The sequence below is a fragment of the Bacillus salacetis genome, from assembly GCF_003581585.1.
Lineage (GTDB): Bacteria > Bacillota > Bacilli > Bacillales > Bacillaceae_B > Rossellomorea > Rossellomorea salacetis.
Map to the genome: position 1 here is coordinate 50,678 of NZ_QXIR01000013.1, position 23,467 is coordinate 74,144.

The 23,467-nt window shown below is 45.2% G+C and carries 25 protein-coding genes; 5 read left to right on the forward strand and 20 right to left on the reverse strand.

Translation table 11 applies throughout. The features are described from left to right. Window positions 1-9: 9 nt before the first annotated feature. Complete coding sequence (locus D3H55_RS10970) at window positions 10-972, reverse strand: MBL fold metallo-hydrolase (protein WP_119546955.1); 963 nt, start codon at window positions 970-972, stop codon at window positions 10-12. 172 nt (window positions 973-1,144) lie between these two features. On the opposite strand from D3H55_RS10970, the gene D3H55_RS10975 reads away from it, so the two are divergent. Both D3H55_RS10975 and namA read left to right on the forward strand, forming a co-directional pair. After that, on the forward strand, window positions 1,145-2,290 hold the full coding sequence (locus tag D3H55_RS10975) for a glycosyltransferase family 2 protein (RefSeq protein ID WP_119546956.1): 1,146 nt from the start codon (window positions 1,145-1,147) through the stop codon (window positions 2,288-2,290). A gap of 84 nt (window positions 2,291-2,374) precedes the next feature. Next, window positions 2,375-3,391 (forward strand): NADPH dehydrogenase NamA, encoded by a 1,017-nt coding sequence (namA, locus tag D3H55_RS10980; protein WP_119546957.1) that lies wholly within the window; start codon window positions 2,375-2,377, stop codon window positions 3,389-3,391. A 111-nt stretch (window positions 3,392-3,502) separates the two neighbouring features. On the opposite strand, the gene D3H55_RS24235 is transcribed toward namA, so the two are convergent. The 3 genes from D3H55_RS24235 to rnz are packed head-to-tail and all read right to left on the reverse strand — an operon-like array spanning window position 3,503 to window position 5,248. Continuing rightward, on the reverse strand, window positions 3,503-3,703 hold the full coding sequence (locus D3H55_RS24235; RefSeq protein WP_119546958.1) for a hypothetical protein: 201 nt from the start codon (window positions 3,701-3,703) through the stop codon (window positions 3,503-3,505). 17 nt (window positions 3,704-3,720) lie between these two features. Beyond that, window positions 3,721-4,266 (reverse strand): histidine phosphatase family protein, encoded by a 546-nt coding sequence (locus tag D3H55_RS10990; protein ID WP_119546959.1) that lies wholly within the window; start codon window positions 4,264-4,266, stop codon window positions 3,721-3,723. Between the two features lie 58 nt (window positions 4,267-4,324). Beyond that, on the reverse strand, window positions 4,325-5,248 hold the full coding sequence (gene rnz / locus D3H55_RS10995) for a ribonuclease Z (RefSeq protein ID WP_119546960.1): 924 nt from the start codon (window positions 5,246-5,248) through the stop codon (window positions 4,325-4,327). Window positions 5,249-5,628: 380 nt separating this feature from the next. Between rnz and zwf the strand changes: the two genes are divergently transcribed. Further along, on the forward strand, window positions 5,629-7,098 hold the full coding sequence (gene zwf, locus D3H55_RS11000) for a glucose-6-phosphate dehydrogenase (protein ID WP_119547013.1): 1,470 nt from the start codon (window positions 5,629-5,631) through the stop codon (window positions 7,096-7,098). A 20-nt stretch (window positions 7,099-7,118) separates the two neighbouring features. Then, window positions 7,119-7,739 carry a cyclase family protein gene (locus D3H55_RS11005; RefSeq protein WP_119547014.1) on the forward strand — a complete coding sequence of 207 codons (621 nt, stop codon included), beginning with the start codon at window positions 7,119-7,121 and terminating at the stop codon, window positions 7,737-7,739. Between the two features lie 55 nt (window positions 7,740-7,794). On the opposite strand, the gene D3H55_RS11010 is transcribed toward D3H55_RS11005, so the two are convergent. The 7 genes from D3H55_RS11010 to mce form a co-directional block, all read right to left on the reverse strand. Next, window positions 7,795-8,280: a GyrI-like domain-containing protein gene (locus D3H55_RS11010; RefSeq protein ID WP_119546961.1), complete on the reverse strand. Its 486-nt coding sequence runs from the start codon at window positions 8,278-8,280 to the stop codon at window positions 7,795-7,797. Between the two features lie 390 nt (window positions 8,281-8,670). Further along, window positions 8,671-10,083 (reverse strand): NADP-dependent phosphogluconate dehydrogenase, encoded by a 1,413-nt coding sequence (gene gnd / locus D3H55_RS11020; RefSeq protein WP_119546963.1) that lies wholly within the window; start codon window positions 10,081-10,083, stop codon window positions 8,671-8,673. Between the two features lie 137 nt (window positions 10,084-10,220). Further along, a complete protein-coding gene (locus D3H55_RS11025) occupies window positions 10,221-11,474 on the reverse strand; it encodes a DNA polymerase IV (RefSeq protein WP_119547015.1) in 1,254 nt (417 codons plus the stop codon). Between the two features lie 775 nt (window positions 11,475-12,249). Further along, on the reverse strand, window positions 12,250-12,753 hold the full coding sequence (locus D3H55_RS11040) for a chemotaxis protein CheW (protein ID WP_119546964.1): 504 nt from the start codon (window positions 12,751-12,753) through the stop codon (window positions 12,250-12,252). Between the two features lie 412 nt (window positions 12,754-13,165). After that, window positions 13,166-14,287 (reverse strand): tripeptidase T, encoded by a 1,122-nt coding sequence (locus tag D3H55_RS11045; protein WP_119546965.1) that lies wholly within the window; start codon window positions 14,285-14,287, stop codon window positions 13,166-13,168. A 79-nt stretch (window positions 14,288-14,366) separates the two neighbouring features. Continuing rightward, window positions 14,367-15,914, reverse strand: coding sequence for an acyl-CoA carboxylase subunit beta (locus D3H55_RS11050; protein ID WP_119546966.1), 1,548 nt, complete (start codon window positions 15,912-15,914; stop codon window positions 14,367-14,369). A gap of 2 nt (window positions 15,915-15,916) precedes the next feature. Continuing rightward, the gene (gene mce / locus D3H55_RS11055) at window positions 15,917-16,330 is read right to left on the reverse strand and encodes a methylmalonyl-CoA epimerase (RefSeq protein ID WP_119546967.1); all 414 of its coding nucleotides are present in this window, start codon (window positions 16,328-16,330) and stop codon (window positions 15,917-15,919) included. A gap of 177 nt (window positions 16,331-16,507) precedes the next feature. Here mce and prli42 point away from each other — a divergent pair, with 177 nt between their 5' ends. Continuing rightward, window positions 16,508-16,603, forward strand: coding sequence for a stressosome-associated protein Prli42 (gene prli42 / locus D3H55_RS25245; RefSeq protein ID WP_168413046.1), 96 nt, complete (start codon window positions 16,508-16,510; stop codon window positions 16,601-16,603). 359 nt (window positions 16,604-16,962) lie between these two features. Here the strand turns inward: prli42 and D3H55_RS11060 are convergent, their stop codons facing one another. The 9 genes from D3H55_RS11060 to D3H55_RS11095 all read right to left on the reverse strand — a co-directional run bounded on the left by D3H55_RS11060 (window position 16,963) and on the right by D3H55_RS11095 (window position 23,362). Beyond that, window positions 16,963-17,466, reverse strand: coding sequence for a L,D-transpeptidase (locus D3H55_RS11060; RefSeq protein ID WP_119546968.1), 504 nt, complete (start codon window positions 17,464-17,466; stop codon window positions 16,963-16,965). A 30-nt stretch (window positions 17,467-17,496) separates the two neighbouring features. Next, window positions 17,497-18,489 (reverse strand): aromatic acid exporter family protein, encoded by a 993-nt coding sequence (locus tag D3H55_RS11065; RefSeq protein ID WP_119546969.1) that lies wholly within the window; start codon window positions 18,487-18,489, stop codon window positions 17,497-17,499. A 98-nt stretch (window positions 18,490-18,587) separates the two neighbouring features. Next, complete coding sequence (locus tag D3H55_RS24245; RefSeq protein ID WP_168413047.1) at window positions 18,588-18,758, reverse strand: hypothetical protein; 171 nt, start codon at window positions 18,756-18,758, stop codon at window positions 18,588-18,590. A gap of 15 nt (window positions 18,759-18,773) precedes the next feature. After that, window positions 18,774-19,211 (reverse strand): BrxA/BrxB family bacilliredoxin, encoded by a 438-nt coding sequence (locus D3H55_RS11070; RefSeq protein ID WP_119546970.1) that lies wholly within the window; start codon window positions 19,209-19,211, stop codon window positions 18,774-18,776. A gap of 296 nt (window positions 19,212-19,507) precedes the next feature. Continuing rightward, window positions 19,508-20,770, reverse strand: a complete 1,263-nt coding sequence (locus tag D3H55_RS11075) for a hemolysin family protein (RefSeq protein WP_119546971.1) — start codon at window positions 20,768-20,770, stop codon at window positions 19,508-19,510. A 47-nt stretch (window positions 20,771-20,817) separates the two neighbouring features. Next, window positions 20,818-21,267, reverse strand: a complete 450-nt coding sequence (locus tag D3H55_RS11080; RefSeq protein ID WP_119546972.1) for a MerR family transcriptional regulator — start codon at window positions 21,265-21,267, stop codon at window positions 20,818-20,820. A gap of 36 nt (window positions 21,268-21,303) precedes the next feature. Beyond that, window positions 21,304-21,825: a DinB family protein gene (locus D3H55_RS11085; protein WP_119546973.1), complete on the reverse strand. Its 522-nt coding sequence runs from the start codon at window positions 21,823-21,825 to the stop codon at window positions 21,304-21,306. A 126-nt stretch (window positions 21,826-21,951) separates the two neighbouring features. Beyond that, window positions 21,952-22,569, reverse strand: a complete 618-nt coding sequence (locus D3H55_RS11090; RefSeq protein ID WP_119546974.1) for an HAD family hydrolase — start codon at window positions 22,567-22,569, stop codon at window positions 21,952-21,954. Between the two features lie 226 nt (window positions 22,570-22,795). After that, window positions 22,796-23,362, reverse strand: coding sequence for a cysteine hydrolase family protein (locus tag D3H55_RS11095; protein WP_119547016.1), 567 nt, complete (start codon window positions 23,360-23,362; stop codon window positions 22,796-22,798). Window positions 23,363-23,467: the final 105 nt, after the last annotated feature.

Sequence of the window (23,467 nt, forward strand, 5' to 3'; positions counted from 1 at the left end):
ACCTTCTTTTTAACAGTAATAGAACAAGACACCTTCCCGTTCTTCACAGAAAATTTCCTGTCTTGCTTCCAAATAGTCGATTTGGGCCTGGGTTTCGGACAGCGTCAGCCCCAGTTCTTTTTGGTACACGGTTGGAAACAGCTTTTGGCAAACAGAAAACAGGGTCTGGGGAGCATTTTTCAGTAGTCCTTTTACATGCATCGCCCGCTCATGCTGTTTGTTCAGCCGTTTCCGGATAAGGGGGTGAACCTCCATTATCTCTTCTCCGTGGCCGGTATAGGCCATGCTGATATCCACCTGCAGCAGCTCGCGCAGAGAGCGGTTATACTGCAGCTGGGGCTTCGGCCTTTCCTCCCCTTCTTTCTCGGGAGGTTCGATCAGCGGGTTCGGGGAAATATGTGCCAGGAGATGGTCCCCGGCTATCATCCTGCCGTCCTTTTCCCGCCAGAAGGATATATGGCTTTGCGCATGGCCAGGCGTTTCCAGAACAGCCCAGCCTTCCATCCCGGGGATGGAGTCCCCCTCCCTAATGGCGGAGGTCAATCCCCTGTTTCCCATGAACTTCAAAGGAGACCTGATTTTTTGTATAAAGGAGAAGTATTCCTGAGGCAGTCCCGCCTGCAGAAATAATTTTACATAAAATCGGTCATGTTCTTCAAAAAATCCCTCAGGTCTCACCAGCCATCTTTGATTGGCGGGGTGTCCCATGACTTCAATGTGATCCGGCATCCAGTCCAGCATTCCCGCATGGTCAGGATGATGATGCGTCAGGATCACTTGTTCAATATCCTCAAAGGAATAGCCCAGTTCACTAAGATTCCTGCCCAGGACTTCCTTTGCTTCTATGGTTTGCGGCCCGGCATCGATCAGGCTCAGTACTTCCCCTTTCACAAGGTAGACATTGACGTCCCCCACTGCAAAAGGGGTCGGCAGTACAATTTTTGCTATATCTCCAGCCCAACTGGCATTCATATACGTTCACCACTTTTTATGTATTTGAAAATGAATGATCATTCATTCCCTTATTTTACTCTTTTTCTTAAAAGATGTCATGGAAAACAGGGAAAATGATAAAACACTGCATTCGGCAGCGTGAATTGCTACAATGGAGAAAACCGTAAATACTACATGGGAGAAGTGAACGATGCTTGTCATATTGCTGATCATAAACATTATTGGATGGCTTATTTTAAGCTGCGATATATACTGGGGGCTGAGGACGATCGACCGGTTGGAGAAAGTCCCTGCAGAATATCACGGGCCCTTCCTTTCCATTATCGTCCCTGCCCGCAATGAAGCCCATACCATCGGAAGGAGCCTCCTGACACAGTTAAAGCTCAAATACAACAACATCGAATGGATCATTGTGAATGACCGCTCAACGGATGAAACCCGTCAGGAAATTGAACGGATCGCCAAGATGGATGACCGGATCAAGACCTTGCACCTGAACGAACTCCCAGAAGGCTGGCTGGGTAAAAACCATGCCCTTTATCAGGGATATCTCCACTCTGAAGGGGATCTCCTTCTGTTTACAGATGCCGATGTCCACTTCCATCCGGACTCCGTCTCGAAAGCAGTAAAGGCGCTGCAGAATGAAAAGGCCGATCACTTAACGGCAGCCCCCTCCCTGACCGCCCAAGGGTTTTGGCTACAGACATTCATAGCATTTTTCCTGTTTGGGTTCACCTACTATAAAAGACCTTGGAAAGCGAATGATCAAAACTCCCGCATCGGGATGGGCATCGGCGCCTTCAATCTGATGACACGGTCAGGCTACGAAACCATCGGGACGCATGAGAGTTTGCGGAACCGGCCGGATGATGACCTCCAGCTTGGTGCTAAAGTAAAGGAACATGGACTGGAACAGAGAATGGTCACTGCCATCGGCCTCCTGAGTGTGGAATGGTATCCAACCTTGAGATCTGCCTTGCAGGGGCTGGAGAAAAATACGTTTGCGGGGTTGTATTACCGTTATTCAATGGTGATTCTGGCAGTCGCGGGAGTATTCTTTTCTCAGGTCTTTCCCTTTTTGGCTCTCCTGTCTTCGGATACTGCTGTACGGTTATTGAGCTTAACAGTGATCACCCTCATCTTTTTCAGCTATTTCATAGTAATCAAGAAGATGACAGACTTTCATGCAGGCTTATTTTTTGTACTTCCTGTAACCGCCCTGATTTTCATTTTCAGCATCATCCGGGCTGTGGCCCTTACATTTTTACGCGGAGGTGTCATCTGGAGAGGGACAAAATATTCCTTAAAGGAACTTCGCAGGAAAATAGGGGAGTAAGGCAAAATCCTTTTTCAGAAAATTCCCTGCTGATATAATAATCGTGTATTTAGGAACACGAAACAGCCAAAAGGAGACGATATAATGTCAGCTAAATTATTTGAACCTTATACAATCAAAGATGTTACCTTGAAAAACAGGATCGTGATGGCACCAATGTGCATGTATTCTTCTCATAACGAGGACGGCAAAGTTGAGAACTGGCACAAAACCCACTATACAAGCAGGGCAGTCGGCGGTGTCGGCCTCATCATCCAGGAAGCCACTGCTGTTACGCCCCAAGGCCGTATTTCACCTCAGGATCTGGGTATTTGGAGCGATGACCATGTTGAGGGGTTAAAAGAACTTGTCTCACTTATTAAAGAACAGGGGGCCCATGCAGGCATTCAACTGGCTCATGCAGGCAGAAAAGCAGTGCTTGAGGGCGATATCATTGCTCCGTCAGCCATACCATTCAATGAAAAAATGAAGACACCTCAGGAGATGACCCAAGAAGACATAAAGGAAACTATCGAAGCCTTTAAACAAGGCGCAGAAAGGGCAGGGAATGCCGGATATGATCTTATTGAAATCCACGGGGCACATGGTTACTTGATCAATGAATTCCTTTCCCCTCTTTCCAATAAGCGCAGTGATGAATATGGCGGTTCCGCAGAGAATCGTTACCGCTTCCTGCGGGAGGTGCTGGAAGCCGTCAACACGGTCTGGGATGGACCGCTTATTGTACGGGTATCGGCAAAGGATTATGCAGATGGCGGATTGGATGCAGAGGATTATGCCGTCTTTGCATCATGGATGAAAGAACAGGGGGTAGACTTGATTGATGTCAGTTCGGGGGCCGTGGTACCGGCAAAGATTGATGTTTTCCCTGGTTACCAGGTAAAACTGGCAGAAACCATCAAAAACAAAGCAGAGGTCCCAACCGGAGCAGTCGGCTTGATCACCACCGGTATTCAGGCAGAAGAAATCCTCCAAAATGAACGCGCAGACCTCATTCTGCTGGCAAGGGAGCTCCTGCGTGACCCTTACTGGCCAAGGACAGCCGCAAAAGAACTCGGGGTGGAAATCGAATCTCCAAAACAATATGACAGGGCTTGGTAAAGCTATCAGAGAATGCAGCGACTATTTGCTGCATTCTTTTTATGGATCTCTTTTCACAAGGCTCTTTTCGTAAATTGTTGCTATTCAATATAAATTTCAAATACTATCCTGTTAATCGCCGTAAAAATCCCCGGTGAGCAGGAAAGAACAGAGCTGCTCGTTCTTTTTCGAGAGTAAAACCTTTGAATACAGGGGAAAATCCGGCATCTGGGATTTTCCGAAAGCCACAATATATGCAAAAACAGCCTTTGCTGCTACATAGGATGAAACCGGAGAAATTAGAAAAGATCTGCCCAATCCGAAAACAGCCATTAAAACAACCTCTTATCCTATGCTTCTTCCCAAATCCGGTTTACAGAAGGTGTGTCAGCCGCAAAATTAATATGATAGACATCCGGATTTGACAGTTCCAGCAATTCTTTGTATCCAAAGCTGGCCGCGAAAAATTTAAGAAGAAGTGTCGCAAGGTTTCCATGGCTGACTGCAATGACGCATTCATGGTCACTCTTTATCAGTTCTTCAATAAATGATGAAGCCCTTTCGTAAGCAGCGCGGTTTGATTCTCCCCCATCAAGAACATACTCGAAGTCCTCAAAGCTTCTTTCAAGGTGCATCATCCAGTCATCGAGATTGGTGCCGCTCAGAACCCTTTCCCCAAGTCGCTCATCCTGGATGATGGGAAGCCCTCTATCAGCTGCAAGAGGTTCGATGGTCTTAACCGCCCTTAAAAATGGACTGCTGTAGACGGCATCCACCTCCCTGCCTTCAAAGAACCTCACCAGCATCTTTGCCTGGTCTTCACCAAGATCTGTGAGCTTTGCCCATGGAGGCTGTCCTTCAGCCTTTGCATGCCGCACGATATATAAGTCCTTCATTTTGTTCACCACTCCCTATAAATAGTAAATTGCAGGCTGCCGCCCTGTAAATCGAAGCCTACTTCCTGGTTATGGCAGCTTCAAAGAAGTCGCTGGCAACATAACTTTCAGGAAAGGATTCCCTGGCTTCCTGTTCAAGGACAGGCCACTCGGCTTCAGAAAATCTGGAACTGATATGGGTCAAGAACAATTTGCGGGCATTGGCTGCCTTGGCTGTCTCGGCAGCCTGCTTTGTTGTAGAGTGGAAATAAGCATGTGCCATCTCTTCCTGGCCTTTGGCGAAAGTAGCCTCATGAATCAGCACATCGGCATTTTCAGCAAGCTTGACCGCCTCCCGGGATGGTCTAGTGTCGCCAAGGATGGTAACGACCCTTCCTTGAATAGGAGTCCCCAGGAAGTCGTTCCCATCAATCACCCTTCCGTCTTCAAGAACAACGGTTTCTCCATTTTTCAATTTCTTGAAGAGCGGTCCGGGTTTAATGCCGGAGGCCTTTAATTTATCAGCCTGCAGAATCCCGGGCTTATTTTTTTCCACTACCCTGAACCCAAAGCAAGGAAGGGCATGGTCAAGTTTACGTACTTCCACCGTAAACTGGTCATCTTCGAAAATGATGCCTTCTTCGATTTCGACAATATGTAAAGGATAAAGCAGATGGGTTCCGCTGATGGATAAAGAAACCTCAATGTAGTCTTTTATGCCGGGAGGGCCGTATACCGTCAGTTCCGACTCCCCTCCCTGAAAGGACCGGCTGCCCAGGAATCCCGGCAGACCGAAAATATGGTCCCCATGAAGATGGGTGATGAAGATCTTTTCGACTTTTCTTGGTTTTAACGTTGTATGCAATATTTGATGCTGAGTCGCTTCACCGCAATCAAACAGCCAGACAGCATTTCTTTCTTCCAAAAGCTTTAGAGCAATTGAAGTTACATTTCTTAATTTGGCAGGAACACCTGCACCCGTCCCCAGAAAAAGCAGGTCCATTCCCTTCACTCCTCTCCTGACTTTCTCGTTTTTATCATAGCATAAAAGACGGTTCCTGCTGATATAAAAGAACTGTACACGCTTTGTTAAAATGTCGGTCATACTGTAATAAGAATACTGATTGGAGACAACCTAATGAACACAAGGCTGTTCCTTAAGGTGTAACTTATTCGCAAATAGTATGTCACTAAAGTGAATTATTGTGTACTATTAAGATGGACGACCCCAAAGCTTACAGCATATGATTTGCTAAATGGATAGTAAGACTTTAAAATTAAGTACTTGTATGGCGTTGTTTTCAAAACCAACCAGCAGCTATTCAATAGGAAAAAAGTGAGGTCTTAGCAGTGAAACATAATGATACACCATCTACTTTACTAATGATTTTCGGTGCAACTGGAGATTTGGCCAAAAGAAAGCTTTTTCCTTCTCTATACCACCTATTCAGAAAAGGGAAAATCGCTAAGAATTTTGCCGTAGTGGGCGTAGCCCGCCGCGAGCTGTCAAATGAGGAATTCCAGGCACACGTTAAGGATTCTGTCCTTACATCAATCGGAAAAGACGAGAATATTGAAGAATTCGTTTCTCATTTCTATTATAAGTCCAATGATGTTTCTGACAGCGATTCGTACATAGAGTTAAATCAGTTGGCAGTGCAATTGGATGAGAAATATGAACTCGGAGGCAACAGGATATTCTATCTTGCCATGGCACCGGAATTTTTCGGAACCATCACGGATCATTTAAAGCAGGACGGATTGACCGATACGCAAGGTTTCAAACGCCTTGTCATTGAAAAACCGTTCGGACACGACCTGGAGTCTGCCGAAGTCCTGAACAATCAGATCCGGGCTTCTTTCTCTGAAAAGGAAATCTATCGTATCGATCATTATCTTGGAAAAGAAATGGTGCAGAATATTGAAGTCATCCGTTTTGCCAATGCGCTGTTTGAACCTTTATGGAATAACCGTTACATTTCAAATATCCAGATCACTTCAAGTGAAGAACTGGGTGTAGAGGAACGCGGCCGTTATTATGAGAAGAGCGGGGCATTACGGGATATGGTCCAAAACCATATGATGCAGATGGTAGCACTTCTGGCGATGGAGCCGCCAATCAGGCTGACAACAGATGAAATCAGAAGTGAAAAGGTCAAGGTGCTAAGGGCCCTTCGCCCGCTCAAAGATGAAGAAGTGAAAGATTACTTCGTCCGCGGTCAGTACGATGCCGGGTCAATCAATGGCACTGAAGTTCAAGGTTACCGTGAAGGCAGCAATGTCGACCCGGAATCCAATACAGAGACCTTCGTTGCCGGGAAATTGATGATTGATAATTTCCGCTGGGCAGGGACACCATTCTATATCCGTACGGGGAAACGTATGGAAGCAAAGTCGACAAAGATTGTCATCCAGTTCAAGGATATTCCAATGAATCTTTATTATAATACAGATAAACAATTGTCACCGAACCTTCTGGTCATCCACATCCAGCCGGAAGAAGGAATCACCCTTCACTTGAATGCCAAGAAAACTGGGCAGAATATAGAAACGACACCTGTAAAACTTAATTTCGTCAATAATGGTGTCGACGGTATGAACACGCCTGAAGCCTATGAAAAGCTTCTTCATGACTGTATGCGCGGAGATGCAACAAACTTCACTCACTGGGATGAAGTGAAACTTTCCTGGGCATTCACGGATACAATCTCCAATGTTTGGGAAAACACAACTGAAGAAGAATTTCCAAATTACCAGGCCGGTTCAATGGGTCCATTAGCGGCAGACAAGCTGCTGGCCCAGGATGGATTCTTCTGGTGGCCATTCTCTGCACTCGAAGTTGATGAATGTTAATAGAGAAAGGATGAATGAATGTGAAGGTCTACGATATTACAGCACCAATCTATACTGGAATGCCGGTTTATAAAAACAAGCCCGAAAAGCAGCCGGAAATCAATACGAACACGAACGGCCATGTGACCGAATCAAGAATTTCCATGGATGTTCATACTGGAACACATGTCGATGCACCCCTCCACATGATCAATGATGGAGACACAATTGAAACAATCGATATGCAGCAGCTCGTCCGTCCGGTCAAAGTTCTTGATTTAACTTCAGTAGAGGAAAAAATCACAAAAAGGGATATTGAAAACCACGACATTCAGGAAAATGACTTTCTTCTTTTCAAAACAAAGAACTCCCGGGACACAGAGTTCAACTTTGAATTCATTTATGTGGCAGAGGATGCAGCGGAATACTTGAAAGAAAAAAAGATCGACGGCACAGGCATCGACTCCCTCGGGATCGAAAGAGCACAGGATGGCCATCCGACCCACAGAGCGTTGATGGGCAGCGGGATCATCATAATGGAGGGCCTGCAATTGAAAGACATAGAAGAAGGCACCTACTTCATGGTGGCAGCACCTTTGAAGATCCAGGGAACTGATGCATCACCAGCACGCGTCATCCTGATGGATGAATTAATTGGATAAAATTTAAGACTCGTCAATTTTGACGAGTCTTTTTATGTTCAATCAGTGAAGCGATTTATGAGGGGATAATCGGATTATAAAGATTCACTACATTATCATTTTCAGACCACCGGCTGTAGATTTCCAGGTTCCAGCCTTCCAGATTCCCCCGATACCCTTTTTCATCCAGCCATTGATGCAGGTGAGAATAGACACCAAAGATTTGAGAAGCATGCCCCTGGAAGTGAAGAACACCAAAGATTTGAGCAGGGATGACCAGGCTCACCATCCCCTCCGGAATATCCTCAATTTCATTCACCTCGAAGCAAACCCAGTAGCCATCGTCTTCGTGAGGCGAATCTACAACTTTAAAGGCCCCAATAAGCTTTACCGGGTCTATTAAATTCTTGATTTCATCCCGCCGGCTGTCCAATAACACGAAAGCTTTGGGAATTTCGCGGCCATAGCTTTCCGTGTCTTCGCACACGACCCGGAAGCCGATTAACTTCATTTCCTTCAGTTCCGTAACTCCTTTAACAACATGTGAATCCACTTTTTCCATTCATCTGTTCCCCTCTCGTCATTGGGCTTATTGTTATCTAGTTCCACAACGAGCTGGAATATCCTTCAAGCATTTCAAAGAGAATGGACCTGCCATTCAGAAAAAGGCACAAAGCACCGATGAAGCAGATATGGAACCACCTTCATGGCATTAAGCCCGCTGCAATGCTTAACGTCCATTGCAAACCATTTCCGGGGTAATTCCCTTCCGCTTCCACAATCCCAGATGATTTCCTTCCACCTTCACAAACTTGTGCTTCAGGTGATTTTTCCCCTTCTAGATAAGAGAGCATGGCACACGCTTTAAGATAATCCTCTACAGCAGGCCGCAATGAAAGAAACGCCCCGGTTTAACGGGACGTTTCTTTTCTATTCTCTTGATTTCATAAAATTATTTGTCCATCCACTCAGTGTGGAAGATACCCTCCCTGTCCGTACGTTCATACGTATGGGCACCGAAGTAATCACGCTGTGCCTGGATGAGGTTCGCAGGAAGTGTTTCGGTGCGGTAGCTGTCATAGTATGAAAGCGCTGCAGAGAAGCCCGGTACCGGGATGCCATTTTGTACTGCAGTGGAAATGACATCGCGAAGTGCATATTGATAGCTTTCAACGATTTCCTTGAAGTAATCATCAAGAAGCAGGTTGGACAGGTTTGAATCTCTGTCGTATGCCTCTTTGATTTTTTGAAGGAACTGAGCACGGATGATGCATCCGCCGCGGAAGATCATCGCAATTTCCCCGTATTTCAGATCCCAGCCAAATTCTTCCGAAGCAGAGCGCATTTGGGCAAATCCTTGTGCATATGAACAGATTTTGCTCATGTACAGCGCTTTTCTGATGGATTCGACCAATGCTTTCTTGTCGCCTTCAAAAGGTTTTGCTTCCGGACCTGAAAGAACTTTGCTTGCTTTGACTCTCTCATCCTTGATGCTGGAGATGAAGCGGGCAAACACTGATTCCGTGATGATAGGAAGGGACACGCCAAGATCAAGCGCGCTTTGGCTAGTCCATTTACCGGTGCCTTTTTGTCCTGCTTTATCCAGGATGACATCCACCATCGGCTTGCCTGTTTCTTCATCTTTCTTCGTGAAGATATCCGCCGTGATTTCAATCAGGTAGCTGTCAAGCTCCCCTTTGTTCCATTCAGCGAATGTTTCATGCAGTTCTTCTGCACTGAATCCCAGCATGTGTTTCAACAGGAAATAAGATTCAGAGATCAGCTGCATATCCCCATATTCGATCCCATTATGGACCATTTTCACATAGTGGCCGGCACCGTCTGGACCGATATAAGTCGTACAGGCTTCTCCATTCACTTTTGCGGCGATATCTTTGAAGACCGGAGCCACAAGCTCATACGCTTCTTTCTGACCTCCAGGCATTATGGATGGACCTGTAAGGGCACCCTCTTCCCCGCCTGAGACACCAGTACCGATGAAGTGGATGCCGGACTCGCTGAGCTCATGATTTCGTCTGCGTGTATCTTCGAAGAATGTATTGCCACCGTCGATCAGGATATCCCCTTTATCCAGATGAGGCTTAAGCTGTTCAATTGTCGCATCTGTAGGGCCTCCTGCTTTCACCATAAGAAGGATTTTGCGTGGTGATTCAAGGGACTGAACGAATTCTTCAATACTATATGTACCCACTACATTTTTCCCTTTGGATTCTTGAAGCATTTCATCCGTTTTTTCACGTGAACGATTATAAACAGACACTGAATATCCTCTGCTCTCGATATTCCATGCCAGGTTTTTACCCATTACTGCAAGGCCGATCACACCGATTTGTTGTTTCGACATGTTCATACGTCCTTTCATAGTGTATTTAATCAGTTAACAATCTTTATAAATTTAACAAAGTTTTTGGCTGAAGTGCAAACAATACACCTCATCACTAGTGTGACGCTGTGCAGGGGAAATTAATCAATGAATATACTCTATTTATCATCCCGCAAAAAATCTTTGTTAAAACTTGTGTCATTATGAGGATCGCGCTTTTCTTTTTTTATCGAAAATCCTTTTTGGATCATTTTCTTTCCGAACTTGTCCTGAAGCTTTTCAATGGTCTGGTACAGCGGTTCTTTCCTGGCATGTTCTTCAAAAGAAAAGATATCGAGCTGCAGTGCGGCATCATCCCGTTCAACAAGATCCTGGCCGGTCACACCTAAAAGCCTGATGGAGTTCCCATTCCAGTGCTCCAGGAATAGTGCTTTGGCTGTTGTATAAATATCTTCCTGCGAACCTACCGGATTCCTTAATTTCCTGCTCCGGGTTATGGTTTTGCGGTCCTTGAACCTCAGGGTAAGCATAACAGTGGATGCCAGGGTATCTTTCGTTTTCATCCTGGAAGCCACTTTGGCAGAAAGCTGATTCAGCGTGTTCAACAACTCTTTCTGGTTTGCCGTATCCCGTGGAAGCGTGGTAGAATTCCCGACGCTTTTAAAATCATATACTGAGTCAGGATCCACCGGCCTGTCATCCTGGCCATTTGCCCGTGCTTTCAACCTCAGCCCATTGATTCCAAGTTGAGATTTAAGAATGATTTCATTCGCCTTTGCAAGCTCGCCTATTGTTGGAATTTCCATTGAATATAACTTTTGAGCTGTCTTTTCTCCGATTCCATGCATTTCCTTTACATCCAGCGGCCACAATTTCCCCGGGAGATCCCTTTTGCGCAAAACGGTGATGCCCATTGGCTTTTTCATATCAGATGCCGTCTTTGCTAGAAATTTATTGGGGGCGACACCGATGCTTGACGGCAGGTCGAGCTGGGAAAGAATCTGATTTTGGATTGATTCAGCGATAAACAGCGGACTTCCAAGGGTATAACTTTCAGTAATATCGACATATCCTTCATCAATGGAGACAGGCTCAACCCACTGGGAATACTGCCTAAGGATATCAAACATCCCTTGGGATGCGGAGCGGTATCGGTCAAAATTCGGCCTCATGATAATTAATTGGGGGCAAAGCTTTTTCGCTTCCCATAAAGGCATTGTCGTCTTGACACCAAAGCGCCTTGCTTCATAGCTGCAGGTCACGATGATCCCGCGCCTCTCATCGGGGTTTCCCGCAATAGCAAGGGGCTTTCCCTTGAGCTCGGGATTATATGCAGCTTCTACAGATGCGTAAAAGCTGTTCATATCAACATGAAGAATGACTCTTCCATTCTTAGGATAATGAGGATGCATGCACACCAGCCCTTTTTCCGGATACTCTTTGAAGGAGCTCAAAATCCCCTTCCCTTTCTACTAGTGTACTACATTATACGCCAGAGCACACACGTTCGCACTAAAAAGCGGAAGCGCCCTGATCAGACCCGACAGGCATAAGACGAGCCGGCGGGAAGGTTTCTCTTTAACCTTCTTGACGGATTGGCTTATGACCCCGAGGGGCTGGGCGCTGGAGCTGGATTGACTAAAAAGCGGAAGCGCCCTGATCAGACCCGACAGGCAAATGTTCCGTCGAGAAAAAAAGGCGCTCTTCCCTTTTATTCTCGTCGGGTTATTTGACCCCGAGGGGCTGGGCGCTGGAGCTGGATTGACTAAAAAGCGGAAGCGGCCGTTCAGCGCCGTACGGATTTCAGGGCACTCGCATGAGATATAGGAATCACGAAGAGCGTCAGCGATTCGATGATGACTAATCGCAAGGAGAGTGACCGAAATCCGCTAGGCGCTGGCCGCTGGAGCTGGATTGACTAAAAAGCGGAAGCGCCCTGATCAGACCCGACAGGCAAATGTTCCGTCGAGAAGAAAAGGCGCTCTTCCCTTTTATTTTCGTCGGGTTATATGACCCCGAGGGGCTGGGCGCTGGAGCTGGATTAATAAAAAGCGGAAGCGGAAGGCCCACGAACGAGATACAGGGAGCACAACGAACAGAGTGAGTTCTTGAAGCCGATTAAGATTTCAAAAAAAAAGAAGAGGACGAATTATGATCCTTCGTCCTCAAACAGGAAATCTTTCCACTTTATTTACCTGGATTCTGTACTGTTTCCATCTTGTCTTCTTGCTGGCGATCCTTCATGTAATCCTGGATTTCCCTGATTCCTTCAAGGCTTTCTACCAATACGTCAGGGTCGATCATCGTAATAAGCCTATTTTCAAGGTTGATGACGCCCGAAAAGTACTTTGTCCTGGAGTACGCGATCAATCCCACTTGAGTCAAGGCCCCTTGGGGTATCTCCAATATTTCTCTCGCTTCATGAACGACAATCCCCAGCGAGAGAACTTCTGATTTTAAAACGATTAATTTTCCGTCAGCCGCGGATTCACTTCGGCCATATAGGATATTTGTAAAATCAATGACTGGAACCAGTTCTCCCCTTACTTTTGTAAGACCGAGCACATACCCGGGCAGTTGGGGGATGGGAGTGATGTTTTCAGGCTTTTCAATAGAAATCACATGTCCGACTGGAATCGCGTACTCTTCCTTGCCTGAATGGAAAATGACAGCTTTATTGTTTATATCCATGCTAACGCCCCTTCTAAAGATCAAAAATATGTACTAATAAGACTAATGTACCACAGAAATGACACATTGTATTTTCAAGACCAGCTAAACCTTTCTCTTTTTATATCGGTTGAATATGTTCATACATAAGTACATTATTATTATTTGATGAAAATCAGGTGCCAGGATACAGCCATAAAAAAAGCTGTCTTCGCATTAATTATTGCTTTTGAAAAATCTCAAGAGCCGGATTTGCCCTTGTATTCCAAATCCTTACACTCGAAAATGGGAGAGTGCTCTTTTCTTTCTTACGGTTTTTTTCAATGTAGTATCAAGATATTATTTGAGCTATATATTAAACAGCAAGAAAGCTTACGAAAAGAGCCTAAAAAACAGGCTCCGCATTTACACGGAGCCTGTCAGTTTGAAGTGTTTATTCGCCTGCAACTTCCTGAACGATGGCAATCACCATTTCAGCAAGCTTGGAAAGTTCCTCTACAGACATCCTTTCATTTTTTGTATGGATTTCTTCATACCCTACAGCAAGGTTTACTGTCGGAACACCGAAACCGGCTATGACGTTTGCATCGCTTCCTCCGCCGCTTGTCAACAATTCACTAGGACGGCCAATCTTTTTGGCTGCTTTACGGGCAACTTCAACGACATGGTCGCCTTCACCGAACTTGAAGCCAGGATACATGACAATCACTTCAACTTCTGCACTGCCGCCCATTTCGGAGGCAGCAGATTCAAATGCATCCTTCATTTTCGCCACCTGTGCTTCCATTTTTTCCGGAACCAATGAACGTGCTTCAGCAAGGATATCCACTCTGTCGCAAACAATGTTTGTCGCGCCGCCGCCTTCAAAGCGTCCGATATTTGCTGTGGTTTCTTCATCGATTCTGCCAAGAGGCATTCTTGAAATCGCTTTTGAAGCCATCGTAATGGCAGATGCACCTTTTTCAGGAGCTACTCCGGCATGAGCTGTTTTTCCATTGATGGTGGCCCTTACCTTTGCCTGAGTCGGAGCCGCTACGATGATATTGCCCACTTTTCCGTCACTATCCAATGCAAATCCGTATTTAGCTGTCACTAAAGATGCATCTAGGGCCTTCGCACCCACAAGGCCGGATTCTTCACCGACCGTGATGATGAATTGGATGGTGCCGTGCGGAATGTTCTGCTCTTTCAATACACGGACCGCTTCAAGCATTGTCGCAAGGCCGGCTTTATCGTCGGCTCCAAGGATTGTCGTACCATCGGAATAAACATATCCATCCTTCACAGAAGGTTTGACGCCCACCGCAGGAACCACCGTATCCATGTGGGAAGTGAAGTAGATCGTATCTGCACCTTCTTTTGTGCCTTGAAGTGTACACACAAGGTTGCCGGCTCCATGACCAGTCTGGTCCATCGTGTCATCTTCAAAAACCTCTACTCCAAGATCTTCAAATTTTTTCGTGAGGACTTTGGCAATTTCCGCTTCGTGTTTCGTTTCGGAATCAATCTGTACCAATTCCAGGAATTCGTTCAGTAAACGTTCATGATTAATCATACTTTTACCTCCAGTTATGTAGTCACTAGAATAGTATATCTCTAATGGTGAAGGTCTACAAATGATTGCAATCCTGCTATTAAAGCGGAATATTGCCGTGCTTCTTCTTCGGGCGTTCCTCTTTCTTGTTTCGCATCATTTCAAGGCCTTGAATCAACTTGATCCTTGTTTCACGGGGATCGATGACATCATCGACCATTCCTCTGGCTGCCGCTACATAAGGATTGGCAAATTTCTCACGATACTCTTCAATCTTCTGCTCGCGTACTTCTTCCGGGTTATTGCTGTGTTGGATCTCCCTTGCAAAAATGATATTTGCTGCGCCCTGAGGCCCCATGACCGCAATTTCAGCATTCGGCCAGGAGAATACCAGGTCTGCACCGATTGATTTACTGTTCAAGGCGACATATGCTCCTCCATATGCTTTTCGGAGGATGACCGTCATCTTCGGAACAGTCGCTTCAGAGTATGCGTAAAGGATTTTCGCCCCGTGCCGGATGATCCCGCCGTGCTCCTGTTTGATTCCAGGGAAGAAGCCCGTTACATCCTCAAACGTAATTAAGGGGATATTGAAGCTGTCACAGAATCGGATGAATCGGGAAGCTTTATCGGAAGAATCGATATCGAGGCCTCCAGCCATCACTTTTGGCTGGTTGCACACAAGGCCGACCACCTCACCTTTAATGCGGGCAAGGCCAACGACTATATTTTTGGCAAATTCCTTTTGAACTTCCATGAATGAGCCCTCATCGACAACCTGGCCAATGACCTTGCGAACATCATATGGCCGGATCGCATCAAACGGGATCAAATCGGTCAGGTCGGGACGATAATCGTCTTCCTCATCGGCTTTCAGCATAGGCGGTTTTTCTTCATTGTTCTGCGGCAGGTATGAGAGCAATTCCCTTACCGACTGAAGAACCCCCTCTTCTGTTTCTCCCCTGAAATGGGCATTGCCGCTGATTGTATTATGTACCTTCGCTCCGCCAAGATCCTCTGAACTGATCTTTTCGCCAGTTACGGTTTCAATGACTTTGGGTCCGGTGATGAACATCTGGCTTGTCTTATCCACCATAAAGACGAAGTCGGTGATGGCGGGTGAATAAACGGCTCCCCCTGCACAAGGTCCCATGATAACGGAAATCTGCGGAATCACCCCTGAATAGATCGAGTTACGATAGAAAATATGGCCGTATCCGTCCAGTGACACGACTCCTTCCTGGATCCGGGCGCCTCCTGAATCATTAAGACCGATGAATGGTGCTCCATTTTTCACAGCCAGGTCCATCACATGGGCGATTTTCTTTGCATGCATCTCCCCAAGAGCACCGCCGAATACAGTGAAATCCTGCGAGAACAAGTAAATAGGTCTGCCGTTGACCTTTCCGTACCCGGTGACAACGCCGTCTCCCGGACCTTTCATCCCATCCAGGCCAAAATCCGTGCTTCTATGTTCTATAAACGGGTTAAGTTCCACAAATGAACCCTCATCCACCAGGATGTCGATTCGTTCCCTTGCAGTCAGCTTTCCTTTTTCATGCTGCTTATCAATCCGCTTATCTCCGCCTCCAAGCTCTACCTCTCTGCGGCGGTCGTATAATTCATTTATTTTTTCATAGATATCCATGCTTACTCCCCCTTGATGTTATTCTTATCACAAAGCTCATATAGTACACCATGAGCAGATTTCGGATGCATGAACGCGACTTGCGCACCGCCTGCCCCGGGCTTCGGCTGTTCATTGATCATATTGACACCCTTGTCCTTCAGTTCCTCAATTCTCTCCTGGATTCCGTTGACTCCAAAGGCCACATGATGGATGCCTTCGCCCCTTTTGGAAAGGAAGGCTGCAACCGGGCTCACTTCGTCCAATGGTTCCAATAATTCCAGTTTTATGTTGCCGCCATCTATAAATGCTACTTTTACCTTTTGGGATTGCACCTCTTCAATTTGAAGAAGGGACAGGCCGAGAGTCTCAGTGTAAAAAGGCAGGGCCTCTTCGACAGACTTTACAGCTATCCCGATATGATCGACTTTTTTCAAAGATATCTCCCCTTTATAAAGAAGCTTAACATGTATTATATTCGCCAAGATCTTTCAATTTCCTGCAAAAAAGCCAAATTTCCGTAAGCGATTTCAAGTCAATAAGGGGTTGTCATCCCGGCCGCAGGAAGATAAAATAAGGTGTGTACATGATTTTTCTCTACAGGAGTTGAAAAAATGAGAAACAAGACACTTCAAAAAACGGTTGTGTATTTAATGTTATTTGCAATGATTGCATCAACTATCATGATGGGACTTACCATGTTTTTATAAGGATCTTTTTCATAAGCTTTGCTGCTAACTCATGCAATTTTCAAAAGGGTCTATCCCTAACTCACCTGAATAACCTTTGTAAATTAGAGAGATAAGGATAAAATTCGATAAAAAGGTCCAGCCATTTTCAGCAGATGGCTGGACCTTTCACTGTTTGTGAGACCTGTTTAGATTGTTTTTGAAGTAGTGTAAATGAAGATTGGGTTGGGGACACTTTTGAGCCGGGGGCTTGGTCCATTTTCATGTCCTGGAGGATCATTCCTCCGGCATTTCCTATCGCTTTTCCCCAATGGGAAGTTCCATACAGATGACTATGTTTCCACAGCGACAGATCGAACCTCCCCAAAACAGCAGGGCATTTAATTCATCGCTCCATATTCCTCAGCAAGTGCTTCAAACGACTTCCGGCTCTTTACAATCAGCACCTTTGTCCCCTGCGGAACCTTGTCAAAAAGAGCCTCGACTTCAGAGTTCAGCATCCTGATGCAGCCGTTGGAAACATATTTCCCGATGCTGTCGGGACGGCTGGTTCCATGGATGCCGTACATCCTTCCATCGGTTCCGTTCGCGTCGAATCCCATCCAGCGGGTGCCGAGAGGATTCTCAGGAGCTCCTCCGGGGATGTCTGACTTCCGGTAATAAGGGTCCTTTGCTTTTACAATGATCGTAAAGAGACCTTGGGGAGTTAAATCGTCCGTTTTTCCAGTGGCTGCCTTGTACTGTCCCTTTATCGCTCCTCCCTGAATAAAGGCGACCATATTGGTCTGTTTGTTCACGATCAAAAAGGGATCTCCCGGCAAAGGGTTTTTACCGAGCGGCCAAATCGGGGAAACAATCAACAAAATGGAAAGAAGCAAACGCATTCCATCACATCCTCTCAAGGATTAGTGGAATTAGTTTGCTTCTCCAACCTCCATCTCATTCTCTCTGCGAGATTTTATCCCTTTAAATGAACTCTTGATGAGCAGGTAATCCTCCATCTCCCTCAAAAATTGAAAAAGTGCCGCTCTTGCTTCAAACTCCTCTCTTGTTTGAGGGAGCTCCATTTCCTCGAACTTCACCCGCATATCATAGAGTTTTTTCAAATACAGCAGGGCCGTATTGCCAGGATGAATATGTTCACTCAGTTCCTCCATGAAATCAGCAACCATTTTTCCCTGCTCTACCTTCAAAGATATCGATGTAACAAGAGGGAGAAGCCTCTGCAGGATATCGAACTGTTTTTCTCTCATTTTAAAATATAGATAATACAGGTTTTCATGGCGGAGAAAGTGATTTTCTACATCTTTGAATGCCAGCGTCTTGGCTTCATTAAGCAGCGTTTCCAACTCAGTGATTTCTTTTCCTGCCCAGCCTCTGTCTTCATTGGTCCTAAGATACCGGACGATTTCTGTAAATATCCTATGGAAGTTCTCTTCCACCTGCTCCTGGTAAGCCGCAAGCTTTTTTTCCACACTCGGCATATAGAGGTTAGCAAGCAGAGCGATTCCGATGCCGACCGCAATGATGCCCAGCTCGTTCACTATCAGATCCGCTGTCACATCATTGGCTGAATAGACATGCAGGATGATGACACTGCTTGTAACAATGCCTTGCGTGATCTTCAGCATGACAGTTACCGGTATAAAGAAAAGCAGCAGCACACCAATGATGATTGGATGATAGGTAAGCAATTCAAAAAGTACGGAAGCAAAGACCATGGCCAATACACAGGCGAGAAATCTGCTCCACGCTGCTTTCAGCGATTTTTTCTTTGTATCCTGGATGCAGAGGATGGTCAGTATCCCTGCAGAGGCAAAGTTTTCAAGGCCGAACCACTGGGCCACCAAAATGGCGACTGCCGTTCCCACAGCTGTCTTGGCGGTACGATAACCTATACGAAACATAATATTGCAGCTCCCGTTGTTAAATTTCTTATGTATTAAGTAGTATTTCCGAATCAAATAATTTCACGTAATAAAAAAATCCATGAATCTACATCCCTTTAGAAATGGATAAATGGTACAAGCAGCTTCATATTCCTGACATACAAGCTGTCCTTCCAGATGAACCGCCTTATTCTTATTCCATCGGCCTCGCGCACTGCAGGTCCCGGGTGCCCGAAGGAAATATCCGTATTGACCTCTAAACAAAGAAAAAAGAGTGAATCGATCACTCTTTTTTCCCCCTCTTATACTTCTTCGCAATACTCGTCGAAGTAACCTTGCAGTTTGTTGACAACCGACATAGGGTCGTGGCCTTCAATTTCATGACGCTCGACCATCGTTAGAATCTCTCCATCTTTCAATAATGCAAATGATGGGGAGGACGGCGGATAACCTGTGAAGTAACTGCGCGCTTTCGCTGTAGCTTCTTTATCCTGTCCGGCAAAAACCGTGACAAGCCGGTCAGGGCGTTTGTCATAATGGACAGCATGGGCAGCAGCAGGGCGTGCAATCCCGCCGGCACAGCCACACACAGAGTTGACCATGATTAGAGTAGTCCCTTTTTGTCCAAGAGTCTCTTCTACTTCCTCGGCAGTCGTAAGCTGCTTATATCCTGAAATCTCCATCTCTTGACGAGCCTGGCGAACAACATCATTCATAAATAAGTCGAAATCCATTTCCATGTCACTCTCTCCTTTTTCCTCAGTATAGCACCGGTGAAAGATTGTTAATAATGCGGTATTTATATCATATCAATTTTACCTCTGCGTTATCAATCAAATTATCTTTTCATTACTAATTTACGAAAAAAAGAAACTTTAGGTTTATTAACCACGATGCCGGGTACTATAAAAATACATCTAGATCCATACCCCTAAACTCCCTAGATGGTGGATAGCTCTTAAGCGGGCTATCCTCTTTTTTTCGGCTGAAAAAAGACGGAAGCATAAAACACCCCCGTCTTATTACTGCTATTTGATTACTCCGCAGCTGCCTCTTCCGAGACTTCCACTTTAATGGTACGTATCCGCCGGTTCTCTACTTCTTCCACGGTCACTTTCACATTTTCATATTCAAAGGTTTCCCCTTCAGCGGGAATTTCCTCAAAACTTTCGACTACCCAGCCGCCCACTGTGTGGTAGGAACTCTCAGGCTCAGGCAGGTTCAACAATTCAGTGAATTCATCCAGCTGGAATTGGGAATCGAAGGTATAAACATTATCGCTGATTTTTGTCATGGAGAGAAACTGTTCATCCTGTTCATCCCAGATTTCCCCCACAATTTCCTCCAGGATATCTTCGAGTGTAATCAGGCCGGTTGTGCCTCCAAATTCATCCACTACGATAGCCATATGGACTTTATCTTTCTGAAGTTTAGACAGCAGAGTGGAAATCTTGGCTGATTCAAACACAAACATCGGCTCCCTGATCAATTCCCGGATATTCACTTCTCCATATTTCAAAAGGTGCGTGAAGAATTCCTTCTCTGACAGGATACCAATCACGTTATCGATATGGTCCTCGTAAACAGGGATTCGCGAAAAACGCTCTTCAAAGAACATTTCCTTTATTTCATCAATCGACTGGTTGACTTCAACAGCTTTTACATCTATCCGGGGCGTCAATACCTCCGCAACCATAATATCGTCAAAATCCATTGACCGGTGTATCAATTCTCTTTCTTCCTTGTCAATAACGCCTTCTTCTTCACTGATATCAAGCATGACCTTTAACTCTTCCTCAGTCACGGACGGCATTGAATCGTTTTTGGAAAAGATCCTGGAAACCCATTCCTTTAATTTGATAAAAAAGAAGTTAACTGGTGTAAGGATTTTAATGAGCAGGTAAAGAATCGCAGAGATGGATAAGGCATACCTTTCCGCATTCTCTTTTGCTAAAGATTTTGGCAGGATTTCACCGAAAATGAGAATCAGCAGTGTCATGACAAACGTACTGATCAACAACCCCGTATTGCCTCCAACAAGGTCGGTTGCCAGTTTTGCCGATATACTTGCCGCCGCTATGTTCACAATATTGTTCCCTACCAGAATAGTAGAAAGGGCGCGGTCAAAGTTCTCAGCAATATAAAGTGCTTTTTTGCTTCCTCTCTGCCCTTCACTCTCAAAATTCCTTAACCGGATTTTGTTGACACTGGAATAAGCTGTTTCCGCCGATGAGAAAAAGGCAGACAACAGAATTAAAACACCTAAGAAAATCAATGAATACAGTGGTATATCGTCCAAGAAAACGTCACTCTCCTAAAAAATTGGTCATCTATGATTAACGTACATCACCCGGAAAACATAATGAGTGACTGTAACAGCGCTGCTGCCTGGGGGGATATCTTGTGAAGGATCCTCTTCTTATCTTCATCTTCAAGCGCCTCTGCTGCCTGAAGGACATCCTTTATCTCTTCATTCAGGTGGTCCATCTCGTTTTTTATATGCTGGACCTGTTTTTCAAATGATCTGTAATCAATATTATTTACATTCTTCAAGGTCAATCTGTGTTTAATCTCACTAAGGGTCATATGCATTTGCTGGCATTGTTCGATCACTTTCAAATTATCCAGCACACTGCTGTCATAGTAACGATAATTACTGTCTGACCTGGTACATTCAAGCAGGCCGATCCTTGTATAATAATCGATCGTTCGTTTGGATACTTTGCTCAGTGCTGCGACTTCTCCTATTCTGTATAACTTCCCACTTTCATCACCTCGTAATAAGTATACTCTTATTCTATGAAAGTGTACAGTTGCACGTTATGGTTCAATTCATTTTAGTATCCCCAGATAATCAGCCCACGGACCGACGTCCTGCCGGTATCTTTCAGCAAGAATGCGGACGATTTGGGATACATGCGTCAAATCATGGACAACCCATGTGGACAGCAGCTCCCTTACCCTAACTTCGCCGAAGTCCGGATGCTCTCCCATATATTCCAATACTTTATCAGAAGTAATCATTTCGTTAAGTTTGGCAAGGTTATTCACTCTGATCTTTTTGTATTCATGTAATCTATGAACCAGCGAAGCATCCGGATCGTTTTTCAGATGGGCGAATCGGTCAAAGGGCGGGAATACTTCACTTCCTCCCCTTTGCACCATGAGCTCAAGCCTTGGTATCCAATTGGTGATATCCGCTTCTATAAGGTGGTCAATCACCTGCAAAATATTCCAGGTTCCTTTCCCTTCATTGCTTACGAGCCAGCTCTCCGATATTCCTGACAAAAGGGAGTCCAGCGTCTGCGGTGTCCGTTCCAGTATTTCGATTGCTTCTTTGACCTGAAAGTTCATCAGAATCCTCCCCATTCCATTTATTACTATTCTATTTTTTTTCGTTTTTTTTTAGAATCATAAAGAAAAGCCGGATGCTTTTAATCAAGTCCGGCATTGAGCGAGTCATTTTCCCTTTCTTTTTTATCAGAACAACTCCAATAAATCGCTGAATTTCCTTATTTCATGGTCATATGCAGCTGCGTTTCCAAAACCGTACCGGGCAAATACAAATGGGATGCCTGCAAACTTCGCCGCCTCACGGTCCCCATCTGTATCGCCAACGTAAACAGGGCTGCAGAGATCATTTCTTTCCATGATCAATTGAATGTTTTCCCCTTTGGAAAGCCCGGTCCTTCCTGGATTCTCATAATCTATAATATAAGGGTCCAGTCCATGATATTTATAAAAGGCTTCTATGTATCCATCCTGACAATTGCTTACAATGAACAGCTTGTATTTCTCTGAAAGAGCCTTCAAGACGATTTCAATGTCGTCATATAACTCTCCGCCATTGTTGCCTAAATGCTCATTTTCAAGGGCACAGCACTCTTTCAGGAGTTGTTCCCTCTCTTCATCCGCTAATGAAGGAAATAGCAATCTTCCTATTTCCTGGATCTGAAGTCCCATGGTCTGGCTGAAATCCTCACTGGCCAGCTCTCTTTGCACTATGGGGTGTTCCTTCAGTATACTGTTCCAGGCTGACAGAACAGTATCGATAGGATTCCATAGCGTTCCATCTAAGTCAAAAATAATACTATCCATGAATATACTCTCCTTCTATCTTTGATTTGCACTGTTTAAGCTATTCGCTTCCGTCCTTCGTTTTCCTTTTTTTTTTTGAGTTTACGAGACGTATCCTACTGATTTTTTTTATTGCTGCAAATTCACTCAATGCTGAAGAAAGGAGTGCCAGAAACGATGTTGTTTTGACACTCCTTTGGATTTTCGCTGGTACCAGAAAGCACAATTGTTACCCATCCTGAGAGATTTAAAACGACTTGAAAGCTTTCTGATTCAATAATTCATCCGTTGTAATTATCGTAGCGAATTCTTTATTAAGCATTGCCAGTTCGGCTTCATGGATAGATTCCGCTGTATGCCTTTCCCCTTTCTGGCCGGCTGCTTCAAACGCAGCTGTCGCATCAGACACAAGATAGGTAAGGTAGCCGAAGTTCCCGCTCATCCTGGTAGTCGTTGATACACAGTGCTGGGTGGACAATCCTGTTATCACAACAGACTTTACCTGCCGTTGATCAAGGTAAGATTGAAGTTCTGTACCGATAAAGGCGCTGTTTACATTTTTCGTGAAGATCTTTTCTCCATCGGCAGGATAAACCATATCTTTAAATTCCGTACCTTTGGGGCTGCGGTGATATAGCGGGGACTTCGGCTGCAGAGAGAGGTGCTGTGAAAAGATGACTGTGCCCTTTCTGCTTCTCCATTCCTGGAGCAGCCTGCTTATGTTCTGCTCTGCTTCAGGGTTATTCCGCTGACCCCAATATGGATCATCGAATCCTTTTTGCACATCTAGTATCAGTAAAGCCGGCAGCCTCATTAAATTGACCATGGCGTCATTCTCCCATCCAGTTGTTTGTCTCACCTTAAGGTCTCCATGAAGAATGGATTTTATAAAAGCTCTTTTCGTAAACTTTGTTGCTAT